Here is a 12,973-nt window from a genome sequence, read left to right as displayed (position 1 = left end):
GCTTGCTTTGAAGATAAGGACTGCTCATCATGAGGATATTCCGGCTTTGGCTTATCTGATGGAGGAGCTTGGTTATCCTACGACTGTAGAAGATATGAAGATGAGATATGATCGTATCGCTTCTGACCCTAACTACCATACTCTGGTGGCTGAAGATGAAGGGGAAGTCGTTGGGATGGTTGGACTACATGCTGATATCTTTTATGAAAGAAATGAAGATTACGCGCGTATCGTCGTTTTTGTGATGGATTCAAAACATCGTAATAAAGGCATCGGCAAGGCGTTAAATGAGGAAGCGGAAGCTTGGGCTAAAGAGAACGGGTTGGTTGCCATTGCTTTGAACAGTGGTAATCGAAGTGAGCGACAGGATGCTCATCATTTTTATCGCCGATTAGGATATGAAGCGACAAGCACAGGATTTGTAAAAAAGATTTAATTTATAATGAATTGATTATTTTATAAGGATATCTTGGGAGGTATGTTGGCCCGGAGATATCCTTTTCTTTATTAAAAGGAATACAGGACTTGAGATTGGTATAATGTTAATTGGCTTATATAAAATATAAATAACATAACAGACGCGAAGTGTAAGCGAGGGGGACGTACGGTGATACGTACATTGACTATAGGTCATGATCATCAGGTAACAGTGGGAAAACCATTGGATCAGATCGTCATGGAGGATTACATATGGATGTGGGTAGATTTTAGCGAGCCTACAGATCGAGAGACGGAGCTGCTGACGAGTTATTTTCATTTTCACCCATTGGCTGTGGAGGATTGTATGCATGTTCTGCAACGTCCCAAATTGGATTATTACGAGGATGTGCAGTTTCTGGTCGTGCATGCGCTTGATGTAGATACGTTAGCTGCGGAAGAAGTGGATATGTTTATTAGCAGTCGTTTTTTGGTTACATATCACCATCATGAGTTAGAGGAGCTGGATCAAGCCTGGGAGCGGATTGTCCAGCATGCGAATGAACGTAAAATATGGTCGCGAGGGCCGCTGTCTGCAGCCTACACGGTGATGGACAAGCTGGTAGATAACTATTTTCCGAGCCTTTTTATGATTGAAGACGAATTGGCCGAGCTGGAGGGCTTGGGCGGTCGCGAATCCGTAGAGGAATTAATGAAGCAGGTGTTTGACCTGCGTGGCAGGCTGCTCAAGCTACGCCGTACCATCGTGCCTATGCGTGATCTGATGTACCGAGTTTTGAATTCGCAGCATGTGCAGGGCCAAGGAGATCATATGGCTTATTTTACCGATATATATGATCATTTATTGAAGCTGACAGACATGCTGGAGGCCGACCGCGAGATGACAGCCGACCTGAGGGACAGTTATATATCGCTCAATTCCAATCGTATGAATTCAATTATGAAGACGCTGACCGTAATTACGACCGTCTTTATGCCCTTGACGCTGATTGCAGGAATTTATGGTATGAATTTTTCGAATATGCCCGAGTTGACCTGGAAATATGGATATTTTGGCGTACTGTTCTTCATGTTTTTGTTGAGTGTTGCAATGGTGGTCTGGTTTATGCGCCGAGGCTGGTTCAAATAGTATAATCTACTTTCTTTTGCGCTTGCGCGGACGTCTGCGCGGGGTAGTGGTGCTTTTGCGCTGCGTCTTTTTCCGGCGTGGGCGTGGTGGTGTGTATTCATCCAATTCCTCGGTGATATCGGTGGCAGAATTTTTGCTCGCGGATTTGCCGAATGCTGGGAGCGAGCCCATAATCAGCTTCGCCATTGGAGCAAATTGCTGCACACTAGACATAACCTTTTGCACCTTGCCGACCGTAGCAACAATTCCATCAATGCCACCCATACGGTCAATGAAGCCTTTGATTTCGTTAAGATTACCGAGGTTGCCAAGCCCCCCAAGCAGTCCTCCTTTGGCTGGAACCGGGTCTGGTGTGACCACGGCAGAATCCGTAATACTCGCTGGCGCCTCGTAAGGAACCAGCCCGGAAGAACCGGCTTGCGGAACCTCGTTGTATGGATCGAGTCCGGGATAAGGAGATGAACTATACGGATCGGAAAGGGAACGCTGTAGCGGCCTCCGATGATAGTAGTGTCCAGGCATGAGATCACATTCCTTTGCAGGTTGATACTCTACTGTATGTTACAAACGCACAGTGGGTTTAGGCGCGTGTCCCGAAATCAGGTATAAAAGCGGATTTGGGCATTCGTACGGTACGTTTCTATGGTCATGTAATGTTGTTCTGTAATGCGTGAAACCGTTAATGCTTGAAAAACCGACTATTCCTCGGGTACAATGAGGAGAGATCGTAACCTTGGGAGATGATAATCCATGCAGCTTAAAAAGCTTAATGATAAAAGTATTGATCAATTGTTCGAAGCTATTTTAACTCTTAAAAATTTGGAAGAGTGCTATGTATTTTTTGATGATCTGTGCACGATTAATGAAATTCAATCCCTCTCCCAACGTCTAGAGGTTGCCCGTATGCTAGGCAAAGGCAGCACATATAATCAGATTGAAGCAGAGACAGGGGCCAGTACAGCCACCATTTCACGTGTTAAACGTTGCCTGAACTATGGTAATGATGGGTATAAAATGACTTTGGAACGTCTGGGACGCTAATGCGGAGCCCTGGGATACTGGTAATCAGCCACGGCTCTAGGGAGCCTTATTGGGTGGAACAGGTGGATCAGGCAGTTGCAAAGCTCCATTTGCCGGAAGAAATACCGGTAGAGGTTTCATTTTTGGAAACGGTTAAAGAAAGATTGATTCAAGATGGTATTGACCGTCTGGAAGCCTTGGGTGTAACAGATATATTGATTATTCCTTTGTTTGTGTCATCAGGCAGTACGCATGTAGATGAGATTAGCTATGCGCTGGGTGTCAAAGATGCGCCGGACAAAGAAACAGATTTGGAGCCGTTTCGAATGAAGGCGCGAGTGCATTTTGGCAGCCCGCTGGATGACGGAGAAGATGTTGCCCGCATGGTGTGGGACAAGGTTCGCCCGCTATCAGCCGACCCTGCGAGAGAGGTTATTTTACTCGTAGGTCACGGCAGTGTGCACAACGGCTTTTTTCAGCGCTGGGAGCGGGGAATTTCTTCGTTGGCCCGTACGGTGCAGAGCGTGAGCGGTATTATCACGGACCACGCTTTGCTAAATCCCGAAAGTGTGTACGACAAGGCAGCGTATTGGAATCAGGAGCGGGGTCATGATGTTATTGTGGCCCCGTTATTTTTAAGTTCGGGATATTTTACAAGTCGTATGATTCCTAAACGCTTACAGGGGCTCGAATACCGTTATTCAGGAGATCCTTTATTGCCGCATCCTTTGCTTACAAGCTGGATGGACAGGCAAATTCGTGAATTATTGCAAAGCATGCAGAAGCAAGCAAGGTCAAGTCATAGGTAGTCTGGTTCGGCTATAGCGTCATCTTAGCCTTAAATTTCCTTATTTGGGCAAAGTCTGGCTTCTTTTATTGTAAAAGAGGTCTTTTTCCAGTATGATGATATTTTGTACAGACTGAATGTGATGAACTGCTATGTGAATATAAATATCATTAAATATACGGGTGGCGTAACGGAATGAAAAGAGCTAGATTAATCTATAATCCGACCTCTGGGCGTGAGGAAATGAAGCGTCGTCTTGCGGATGTTTTGCAGCGCCTGGATGAAGGGGGTATTGAAGCCTCTTGCCATGCAACTACGGGTGAAGGGGACGCAACGCGTGCCGCAATAGAGGCCATTGAGCGTGGGTATGATATGATTATCGCCGCTGGTGGCGACGGTACATTGTATGAGGTCATTAACGGGATGGCTGAAAGAGAAAACCGCCCGCCCCTAGGTGTGTTTCCTCTGGGGACGACGAATGATTTCGCCAGAGCACTGGGCATCCCCAAGCACTGGGAGGATTATTGCGACCTCGTTATTCGTCAAAATCCGAAGCCACTGGATATCGGAAAAGCGAACGACCGCTACTTTATCAACATTGCAGGCGGGGGAACTTTAACCGAGCTTACGTATGAAGTTCCGAGCAAGCTCAAAACGATGATTGGCCAGTTGGCGTACTATTTTAAAGGTATGGAGAAGATGGTCAGCCTTGCTCCACAGGAGCTGATCATCAAGGCATCGGGTCAGGAAGTGATCCACGACGAGTTTATGCTTTTCCTGATCGCGAATACAAATTCGGTCGGCGGGTTTGAAAAGCTTGCTCCCGGGGCGACAATAGATGATGGGCTGCTCGATGTCATCGCTGTACGGAAATGTAATCTGGCGGAAATGATTCGTTTGGTAACACTCGCACTGCGTGGTGAGCATTTGCAGGACAAGAAGATTGTTTATTTCAAAACAGATTACATGGAAGTGACCTCACCCGGCTACGTTCAGCTTAATCTGGATGGCGAACTAGGGGGCACCTTGCCAGCGACTTTCCGGAATTTACCTCATCATTTGAATGTTTTCCGGTGAGGGATGATGAGGAAATAATTCCGCTTCCGGGTGGAAACGCAGTGTTATAGTGTATGGAATGCAGAGTAGGTAGCTGTTTTTTGTGAACATATTGGTTCTTGCCGTTCTCCGAGGGGAGTAACGGCATTTTCGAGTTGATATTTGTATGTTTAGATGAACATTCAAATTAGACGTCCGAAAGAAAATATTGCATAAAAAGAAGATCAGAAAGAAGTGACAACCATGACGAATAACCGTAGCGGACGTGGAAAAAGCCGCCGGAATGCAGCAACAGTAACTCTTGTTCAAGGAAACCAGCACAAAAAGACTATGAAGGCGACAAGAGAGAGAGAACTGGAGCAGTCTCAAGTTAGAGCTGGAAATGGGCTACTTCAAGCCGAAATCAAACATAAAAATGGAAATGTGAATGATTCGGATCGGAAGAAGAGAAAGAACGGACGAGATACTCGTCGTTCTTCCAACGGTGGACGAAGTCATGATGCTTCCAATCGTAACCGGTCTAGTGCAGAGCGTAGCGATCTGCCTGTGCAAAAGAACGATGAGGCCGTGATAGACATCATCGGCATGAACCACGATGGCGAGGGTGTAGGACGTGTCGAGGGTTTTACGCTGTTCGTTCCAGGTGCGTTACCGGGTGAAAAGGTTCGAGTAAAGGTGTTAAAAACGAAAAAGCAGTATGGGTATGCCAAGCTGCTGGATATCGCGCAGGCTAGCCCTGACCGGATTGCAGCTCCGTGCGCCATCTACGATCAATGCGGTGGCTGCCAGATCCAGCATATGAGCTACGAAGCGCAGCTTAGCTGGAAGCGACAGCATGTCGTGGACGTGCTGGAGCGTATCGGGAAGCTGAGTGTGGCTACAGAGCCCAGTGAGCATACTGCACAGGTTTTGGCTGCTTCTGCGGATACAAATGGTGAGGCCGATACAGTCACGATTTCTGATTCGGCCATGAATGCGGATGGAAATGCTGATAGCATGTCGCGTGTACATGGCGTAGTCGTGCATCCTACACTCGGTATGAGTGAGCCTTGGCGATACCGCAACAAAGCCCAGGTGCCGATTGGTGTCACCGAGGGTGGGCTTGTCGGCGGTTTCTATGCACGTGGCAGCCATCGAATTGTGGATATGAACACCTGTCTCATTCAGGATGAGCGTAATGACGAAGTTGTCGCACGTGTGAAAGAGATTGGCCGAATGCTGGGCATCAGTGCATATAATGAAGAAACCGGACGCGGGCTGCTGCGCCATGTCGTTGTAAAGACTGCTTTTCGCACGGGTGAAATGATGCTGGTGCTCGTGACGAATGGGCGAGATATTCCGCATGCAGATGCGTGGATCGGCAGTATCCGTGAGCATATCCCACACGTGGCAAGCATATGCCAGAACGTGAATACGAAGCGAACGAACGTTATTTTTGGCGACGAGACTCGTGTACTGTGGGGACGTGATGTGATCTACGACTACATTGGAAACGTACAGTTTGCGATTTCCGCAAGATCCTTTTATCAGGTGAATCCCGTACAAACAGAAGTGCTGTATGGCAAAACCGTCGAATATGCTGGACTCACGGGCAAAGAAACGGTAATTGATGCGTATTGCGGCATCGGCACAATTTCTTTGTTCCTCGCTCAGCATGCGGACCAGGTGTATGGGGTCGAGATCGTCAAAGAAGCCATCGATGATGCACGGAGCAATGCGCTGTTGAACGAAATGCGCAATGTGAAATTTGAGGTAGGCGCGTCCGAGGACGTCATTCCTGCGTGGAAAGAGCAAGGCATCACCGCCGACGTTATCGTCGTCGATCCGCCCCGTAAGGGCTGCGATCCACGCCTGCTCGACACCATTCTGGAGATGAAGCCAGAACGTGTGGTGTATGTATCTTGTAATCCAAGCACACTGGCGCGGGATTTAAGGATATTGGAGGATGGCGGGTACAGTACAGTTGAAGTGCAACCTGTGGATATGTTTCCGCATACGGTGCATGTGGAGTGTTGTTCACTATTGGTCAGAAAAGACTAATAGTTGAGGTGTATTGGCGTTTGAAAAAGGTAAAAATCAAAACAAACTTACTGATAAAAACATCAATAAGATTATCGAAACGTACCGAAATCGTGTGGATGTTGATAAATATGCTCACGTGGCATCACTTGAAGAAATCAAAGAAAACGAGTTTAACTTAAATATTCCTCGCTACGTGGATACGTTTGAAGAAGAACAAGTCATTGACCTTGCCGAAGTGAGTAAGCTTTTAGAGCAAGATAAACAAGAAATCGCTGAACTTGAAGCCAAAATCAATGAACAGCTGAAAATTTTGGGTATTCATGTGTAGAAATTGACGAAAAGGGTCAAGGATATTATTCCTCGGCTCTTTTTTAAGCCATTCGCTTGGGAACGGCGTAAGCTGGGGGAAGTTATGCCGTACAGTATTTCTATGAACTGCGGCGCAGTACGTTATAGAAGATGGCAAGGAGGGGCTGCGCTCTTCCTTTTTTTGCGAGTCTTTTGGGGAGTATGCTCCTCTATTGGGTATGATATACTCATTTAGATGTCTATGCTTAACATATACTGCCGTTTGAACTATGTTGCTTAAACATGTTATATGTGAAGAAGAAGCAAGGACATGAACAGGTTAGATTTACCATTTTGGGACCAAAGATTTGTCCTGGTATTTATAGAGGAGTTTTTGATATGACGAATAATTTTTGGCGTGAGTTGCCACGACCCTTTTTTATACTAGCACCGATGGAAGATGTGACGGATGTTGTGTTTCGCCATGTCGTAAGTGAAGCAGCCAGACCGGATGTGTTTTTTACGGAGTTTGCGAATACAGAGAGTTATTGTCACCCGGAGGGGAACAAAAGTGTACGCGGGCGTTTGACTTTTACAGCGGATGAACAGCCCATGGTGGCCCATATCTGGGGAGATAAGCCGGAATATTTTCGTGAAATGAGCATCGGTATGGCGAAAGAAGGCTTCAAAGGCATCGATATTAATATGGGTTGTCCTGTAGCGAATGTAGCCGAGAATGGGAAGGGAAGCGGCCTGATCTGCCGTCCCGAAATCGCAGCGGATATCATTCAGGCCGCCAAAGCCGGGGGACTGCCCGTCAGTGTAAAAACAAGGCTCGGTTTCACTGCCGTAGACGAATGGCGCGACTGGTTGACCCATATTTTGAAACAAGACATTGTGAATTTGTCCATTCATCTGCGGACAAGAGAGGAAATGAGCAAAGTAGACGCTCACTGGGAACTAATTCCGGAGATTAAGAAACTTCGTGATGAGGTGGCACCAGATACACTGCTGACCATTAACGGAGATATTCCGGACCGTCAGACCGGCTTGAAGCTCGCTGAGCAATATGGAGTGGATGGCATTATGATTGGGCGTGGTATTTTCCAGAATCCATTTGCGTTTGAGAAGGAGCCGAAGGAACACAGCAGTGAGGAATTGCTTGAACTGCTGCGGCTTCATCTAGATCTCCATGATCATTATTCAGCGCAGGAGCCACGTTCGTTCAGCCCTCTCGCCCGTTTCTTCAAAATATATGTCCGTGGATTCCGAGGGGCAAGTGAACTCAGAAACAGCTTAATGAACGCCAAATCAACAAGTGAAGTGCGTACATTGCTTGATGAGTTTGGAAGCAAGGAGCATGATGAGGTAGAGGAACGTGGAAATTAAATTGCCAAGTTGGGGGACGGGCTGTTAGTAGGCATTGAAAACATAGGAGGATATATGTCCTGGAGTAAATTGAAGCAACAACTGGAGAGCTTCCGCTGTCCTGCGTTAGACGGAAGGGTCGAATACCGAGCGACCAGTTACCGTTATTTACCTGATAAATCTGGAATTTGTTATATTTCCGTAGATAAAAAGAATGTACTCAATATGAATGATATCACTAGTCCAATCAAATGGTATCAGACGGAGTTGGAAATCAAGAATGATCCAGATATCCAAGTTCCTCTCAGCAATGAAGAAATTGAAGCGGTTAGAAAAGATACTAATGGGAATGTTCCGGAGGAGCGTCTACAAGTAATTGCAAGAGGTAGAAAAATATCAGAACATGCAAAGGAGCTTTTGTCAGCACAGGCCTCATTAAGCAAGTCTAATTTTAATGTTGTAGCTAATAAGTTTTTAACTACTTCTATAGAGGACAGCTTAGAGAGTAATGATATCTTATTGAATATTCTAGCTTTAGTGGACAGACGAGTAGGAAAAAAGCGAATTTTAAACATGACCGAGAAGATGAAGTTAAAGCATCCCAGTGTGCAGTATTTTTATGAACTACGGCGTAGTACGTTATGAAAATAAATAACTTCCATTGATGGGGGCACGTCGTTTTAGGATTGAGTGCTGTTCATTGTTACTGTATTGCACAATGGCAAATAGTTTGGAAGATGTACAGAAAAAAGTTAAGAGGGGCGGCATGCCCCTCTTATTTGTGTGATGCTGAGCGTTTTCACTTATTTACAGAAATCGTAGCAATTCGTTTCATAATTTTTCATCGTAAAAAGGCTTTTCTCTCATTCAATGAGCGTGCTATATTCGATAAAAGCTGAATTGTATTCCTTATCTCATGTTCCGTAGTGTCTGGGTGAATTGCACAGATTCGGAGAACAGTTTTTCCATTAAGTTGTGTCGTAAGCACAGAGGCGTATCCGTTTGTCATCATTTCTTGGGAGATCCTTTTATTGAGTGAATCTAATTCTTGCTCAGATAATCCAGTTGGCGCATATCGAAAATTAACAATCGCTAACTGTGCGGGGGATACAATTTCCCAATGATTATGTTTTTTGATTTCATCTTCAGCCCATTCTGCGAGTTGAACTCCATGCTCTATGGCTTCACCGACAGCATTAGTTCCTAAAGCTTGTAGTGTCACCCATAGTTTCAAACTTCGAGCAGGCCGTGTTAATTCAGGGCCCAGATCCCAATAATTCATATGTTCTTCATTAGTCTCGGCATCTTTCAAATATTCTGGATGGGTGCTGAAGCAGTTTCTGAGCTGTTGATTTTCTTTGGCTAAAACCACACTACAGGAATAGGTCTGCATTAACCATTTATGTGCATCCCAGGTGATGCTATCTGAACGCGATATCCCGCTCAAAAGGGGCTTATATTTCGAAGAAGCCAAAATCGATGCACCGTAAGCTCCATCCACGTGTAACCAAATGTTATGTTTTTCACATAGGTCAGCAATTTCGTTTAACGGGTCAATGCTTCCCGTATTGGTTGTGCCTGCCGTGGCAATGATCGCAAAAGGCTTCATGCCAGCCGCATGATCATCCATTACTTTTTTTTCTAAGGCTGAAACATCCATACGAAAATTTGTATCACTTGGAACCTTTCTGATTTGATCACCACGGAATCCGAGGATGCGTAACCCTTTGGCGACCGATGAATGAGTTTGATCTGACACATAAGCAGTTCCAATGGCATATTCCTGCTCGGATAACCTTGCATTGCGCGCAGCCACTAAAGCGGTCAAATTCGACAGCGATCCGCCCGACAGAAATAAGCCTCCAGCAGTATTGGGATATCCTGCTTGGTCACACATCCATCGGATCACTTCCCCCTCTAAAAGGCTTGCGCTTGAACTCAGCATCCAGCTTCCGGCATGGGTATTATAAGCGCTGGTCATGATATCTCCTAACCACGAGTAAAGAGACATTGGACCAGGAACCAATGCGAAAAAGCGAGGGTGTTGCATGAAGGTTTGGTGAGGATAGACGTTTTTCCTCATTTCATCGACGACCTCTTGTATCGGTCTTCCTTTTTTCGGAAAACCAATTCCCCTTAAATGAGCTATCGTATCCTCATCTGCAATGTTGATTACTTTTTGAGATCGAATGTTATTATTTTCTGCTATTAATGAATGTATGAACTGCTCAATAATCTCGCCTAATTGCTGATTTGGTTCTTGATTCATCATAAGCATCTCCATCTCCTTTGTTTAACTTCAACCAAAGTATAATATAACATCTGTTGTCATATTGTGAGATTCACCGATTTCATCATTACATTTATTTTTAGGCACTTTGCTATTACATAAATTAATTTTCAAGGTCGAAGATGGCTATATGACGGGGCTTGCTGGAATGGAGTTGTTAAAAGATTTGAATTTTATGCTTTTTCTAGATCCATTGCAAAATGTGATTAATCATATAAAGCAGAAAATGGCTAGTTTGATATCCAGAATATTGAGTTCGTTTTATCAAGTTTATTTCTGCTGTAATGCTAAACCCACCCCGTAAACTCCAGTATAGACGCTTTCGCAGATTGCGCTTCGGATTGTGCCCCTTTACGCCATTCTTTGGGCGGCTTTCCCATAAGCCTGGAAAAGCAACGGTTGAAGCTGGAAATGGAGTGAAAACCGACTTGTTCGGAGATCGAAAGAATAGAATCCTCCGTGCTTTTTAATTGCTTGCAAGCCTCTTCGATTCGGGTGCTGTTTAGGAAATCGAGAGGCGACGTCCCCATAATTTCATGGAATTTTCTTCGGAAATGAGTTGTACTTAAATGGCACAGATCGGCCAAAAAATCCATGGTAATGGGATTCATATAGTTTTTCGTGATGTACTCCAGAACTGGAGAAATGACAAAATCGCTTTTCAGGCTATGCTCTGTTTCTTGATCTGCCAACAGTTTATTCCTGGAATGAATTCTAAGGAGTTCTATGTAAAGGGATAGCAATAAGCCGTAGGCACTTTCCTGATAGTAAGGATTCTGCTGATTTAATTCCTCTACGATTGAAGTCGCAAGTGTATAAACCTTGGGATGTTGCTCCTTATTCAATATACAGTTCATTCCCTTCACCACCCACAAATTCGGCTCGAAGTTGCTGTAAGCACTTTTAAATGAATGTTGAAAGAGGTCCTCTGGCGAAAAAAAGATATAAGACCAAAGACTGGCTGTATTTGGCGAACTATACGTGGTATGAGGAAGATACCTGGGGATGAAGGTCACATCGCCCGCTTTGAAGGGTACAGATTCTCCTTTGATCTCCATGATGCCGCTATCTGAATAGCATATACCAATCTCCAAATGGTTATGGAAATGGAGATGCTCACTTTTAATATCTGAAATCTTCCAACGCTCACCGCTTAATAGCAAGACAGGGAAATTTATAGGCAAGCTGTAGTGCCGATATTCTATAACGGGCTTCTTTTTTCTGGGCATATTCAATACCCCCATGACTTTGATTTTAACCAGCAGATATACATCAGGATTTTGAAAAATTCGATTCCAATCGCTCTAAGATGCAATATATAGACGAACTAGACCATTTCGATCTATATATTGTTTATTGGAAGTCGCTTATTGGATTTTTGCAAAATCCTCACATAAATGATTGGAATTGCACAGTTTTGTTGCGAATATGCTTAGATGGAGACTATTTTACTGCGTACAATGTAGTAAGTAAAGCGTTTTCAAAACGGCGACAAACAGCTCTCAAGCGCCTTTGGGGGCGTGTGCGCTAGGAGAGGGGAATAAAGATGCTTCAATTGAATTGTGACAAGGAAGAGATATTAAAAGTTATCGACAAAGTCGTCAGAAAAACAATGGCGATGGATTTGACGTGGGACTGGCCTTGCGGTGTGGCTTATTATGGTGTATCCACGGCCTATACAAAAACAGGAAATAAAGACTATTTGAATATGCTTAAGCAGTGGGCGGATGAATATATCGAGCTGGGCCTGCCGCACTGGACGGTAAACACATGTGCTATGGGCCATATGCTGATCACATTGTATGAAGAAACAGGGGACCAGAAATATTGGGATATTGTGATGAGCAAGGTGGATTATATTCGGAACCATGCTCTCAGGTTTGGAGACCATGTTTTGCAGCATACGGTATCCGTTGCTAATGATTTTCCAGAACAGGCATGGGCGGACACGTTGTTTATGGCGGCATTTTTTCTGCTCCGTGTAGGAACCAAATTAAAGGATGAGGAAATGATCCAGGACGCCTTAAACCAATATTACTGGCATATCAAATACCTGCAAGACCCTAGTAGCGGTTTCTGGTACCATGGCTACAATAATGTCAAGCAAGACCATATGTCCGGATTTTTCTGGGGGAGAGCGAATGCTTGGGGAGCATATACCATGTCGCAAGTTAAAATTCATTTGAAAGACTGGTATTTATATCCGCAGTGCATGGACGTGGAGTGTTCGCTTCGGGATCAACTGGCGGCACTGAAGGGGGTTCAAACGGAGAACGGCCTGTGGCGGACGGTACTGGATGACGAGGAGTCCTACGAAGAAGTGTCTGCATCTTGCGGAATCGCGGCAGCCATGATCAATAACGGCAATCCGCTGCATACCAAATACGTGCAAAGGGCATTGGAGGGCATCTTGAACCATATTAGCGAGGACGGACGGGTACTAGGTGTGTCGGGCGGCACAGCGGTTATGAAAGATCGGGATGGGTATCGGAATATTCCAAAAGACTGGATTCAGGGCTGGGGTCAAGGCCTGGCATTGGCTTTTCTGTCTGATATGTTGAATTAGGAGGGAACC

13 protein-coding genes are annotated in these 12,973 nt (G+C 45.0%); 10 read left to right on the top strand and 3 right to left on the bottom strand.

Features of this window, described 5'->3' with window-relative positions; all coding sequences use genetic code 11:
* Positions 1-7 precede the first annotated feature (7 nt).
* Positions 8-436: a GNAT family N-acetyltransferase gene (locus G9G54_RS21000; RefSeq protein WP_235307303.1), complete on the top strand. Its 429-nt coding sequence runs from the start codon at positions 8-10 to the stop codon at positions 434-436.
* Between the two features lie 171 nt (positions 437-607).
* Positions 608-1,567 carry a magnesium/cobalt transporter CorA gene (gene corA / locus G9G54_RS20995; protein ID WP_061830842.1) on the top strand — a complete coding sequence of 320 codons (960 nt, stop codon included), beginning with the start codon at positions 608-610 and terminating at the stop codon, positions 1,565-1,567.
* 6 nt (positions 1,568-1,573) lie between these two features.
* Here corA and G9G54_RS20990 read toward each other — a convergent pair whose 3' ends face one another.
* Entirely contained in the window at positions 1,574-2,089 is a 516-nt protein-coding gene (locus G9G54_RS20990) for a hypothetical protein (protein ID WP_061830840.1), read from the bottom strand.
* A 228-nt stretch (positions 2,090-2,317) separates the two neighbouring features.
* Here G9G54_RS20990 and G9G54_RS20985 point away from each other — a divergent pair, with 228 nt between their 5' ends.
* The 7 genes from G9G54_RS20985 to G9G54_RS20955 all read left to right on the top strand — a co-directional run bounded on the left by G9G54_RS20985 (position 2,318) and on the right by G9G54_RS20955 (position 8,753).
* On the top strand, positions 2,318-2,608 hold the full coding sequence (locus G9G54_RS20985; protein ID WP_007428885.1) for a YerC/YecD family TrpR-related protein: 291 nt from the start codon (positions 2,318-2,320) through the stop codon (positions 2,606-2,608).
* Positions 2,608-3,396, top strand: a complete 789-nt coding sequence (locus G9G54_RS20980) for a sirohydrochlorin chelatase (RefSeq protein WP_165179476.1) — start codon at positions 2,608-2,610, stop codon at positions 3,394-3,396. Before G9G54_RS20985 ends, G9G54_RS20980 begins: the two co-directional genes overlap by 1 nt.
* A 173-nt stretch (positions 3,397-3,569) precedes the next feature.
* Positions 3,570-4,451: a diacylglycerol kinase gene (locus tag G9G54_RS20975; protein WP_013308843.1), complete on the top strand. Its 882-nt coding sequence runs from the start codon at positions 3,570-3,572 to the stop codon at positions 4,449-4,451.
* Between the two features lie 222 nt (positions 4,452-4,673).
* Positions 4,674-6,470 carry a 23S rRNA (uracil(1939)-C(5))-methyltransferase RlmD gene (gene rlmD / locus G9G54_RS20970; protein ID WP_165179475.1) on the top strand — a complete coding sequence of 599 codons (1,797 nt, stop codon included), beginning with the start codon at positions 4,674-4,676 and terminating at the stop codon, positions 6,468-6,470.
* Between the two features lie 13 nt (positions 6,471-6,483).
* Positions 6,484-6,780, top strand: coding sequence for an N-6 DNA methylase (locus tag G9G54_RS20965; protein WP_446723027.1), 297 nt, complete (start codon positions 6,484-6,486; stop codon positions 6,778-6,780).
* Between the two features lie 359 nt (positions 6,781-7,139).
* On the top strand, positions 7,140-8,129 hold the full coding sequence (locus G9G54_RS20960) for a tRNA dihydrouridine synthase (protein WP_165179474.1): 990 nt from the start codon (positions 7,140-7,142) through the stop codon (positions 8,127-8,129).
* A gap of 54 nt (positions 8,130-8,183) precedes the next feature.
* On the top strand, positions 8,184-8,753 hold the full coding sequence (locus tag G9G54_RS20955) for an SF0329 family protein (RefSeq protein WP_165179473.1): 570 nt from the start codon (positions 8,184-8,186) through the stop codon (positions 8,751-8,753).
* Between the two features lie 196 nt (positions 8,754-8,949).
* On the opposite strand, the gene G9G54_RS20950 is transcribed toward G9G54_RS20955, so the two are convergent.
* Positions 8,950-10,380, bottom strand: coding sequence for a pyridoxal phosphate-dependent decarboxylase family protein (locus G9G54_RS20950; RefSeq protein WP_165179472.1), 1,431 nt, complete (start codon positions 10,378-10,380; stop codon positions 8,950-8,952).
* A gap of 305 nt (positions 10,381-10,685) precedes the next feature.
* Entirely contained in the window at positions 10,686-11,627 is a 942-nt protein-coding gene (locus G9G54_RS20945; protein WP_165179471.1) for an AraC family transcriptional regulator, read from the bottom strand.
* Positions 11,628-11,944: 317 nt separating this feature from the next.
* On the opposite strand from G9G54_RS20945, the gene G9G54_RS20940 reads away from it, so the two are divergent.
* Complete coding sequence (locus G9G54_RS20940; protein ID WP_165179470.1) at positions 11,945-12,964, top strand: glycoside hydrolase family 88/105 protein; 1,020 nt, start codon at positions 11,945-11,947, stop codon at positions 12,962-12,964.
* Positions 12,965-12,973 lie beyond the last annotated feature (9 nt).

The sequence above is a fragment of the Paenibacillus sp. EKM212P genome, from assembly GCF_011066115.1.
Lineage (GTDB): Bacteria > Bacillota > Bacilli > Paenibacillales > Paenibacillaceae > Paenibacillus > Paenibacillus polymyxa_B.
Note: the sequence above shows the minus strand (reverse complement) of the source record. Positions and strands in the feature narration are given on the sequence as shown.

Bases quoted from the DNA above. Each gene is read 5' to 3' on its own strand.
- G9G54_RS20945 (WP_165179471.1), bottom strand. From the start codon at position 11,627: ATGCCCAGAAAAAAGAAGCCCGTTATAGAATATCGGCACTACAGCTTG.
- G9G54_RS20990 (WP_061830840.1), bottom strand. From the start codon at position 2,089: ATGCCTGGACACTACTATCATCGGAGGCCGCTACAGCGTTCCCTTTCC.
- rlmD (WP_165179475.1), top strand. From the start codon at position 4,674: ATGACGAATAACCGTAGCGGACGTGGAAAAAGCCGCCGGAATGCAGCA.
- G9G54_RS20940 (WP_165179470.1), top strand. From the start codon at position 11,945: ATGCTTCAATTGAATTGTGACAAGGAAGAGATATTAAAAGTTATCGAC.
- G9G54_RS20980 (WP_165179476.1), top strand. From the start codon at position 2,608: ATGCGGAGCCCTGGGATACTGGTAATCAGCCACGGCTCTAGGGAGCCT.
- G9G54_RS20985 (WP_007428885.1), top strand. From the start codon at position 2,318: ATGCAGCTTAAAAAGCTTAATGATAAAAGTATTGATCAATTGTTCGAA.
- G9G54_RS20955 (WP_165179473.1), top strand. From the start codon at position 8,184: ATGTCCTGGAGTAAATTGAAGCAACAACTGGAGAGCTTCCGCTGTCCT.
- G9G54_RS20960 (WP_165179474.1), top strand. From the start codon at position 7,140: ATGACGAATAATTTTTGGCGTGAGTTGCCACGACCCTTTTTTATACTA.
- G9G54_RS20975 (WP_013308843.1), top strand. From the start codon at position 3,570: ATGAAAAGAGCTAGATTAATCTATAATCCGACCTCTGGGCGTGAGGAA.
- G9G54_RS20950 (WP_165179472.1), bottom strand. From the start codon at position 10,380: ATGATGAATCAAGAACCAAATCAGCAATTAGGCGAGATTATTGAGCAG.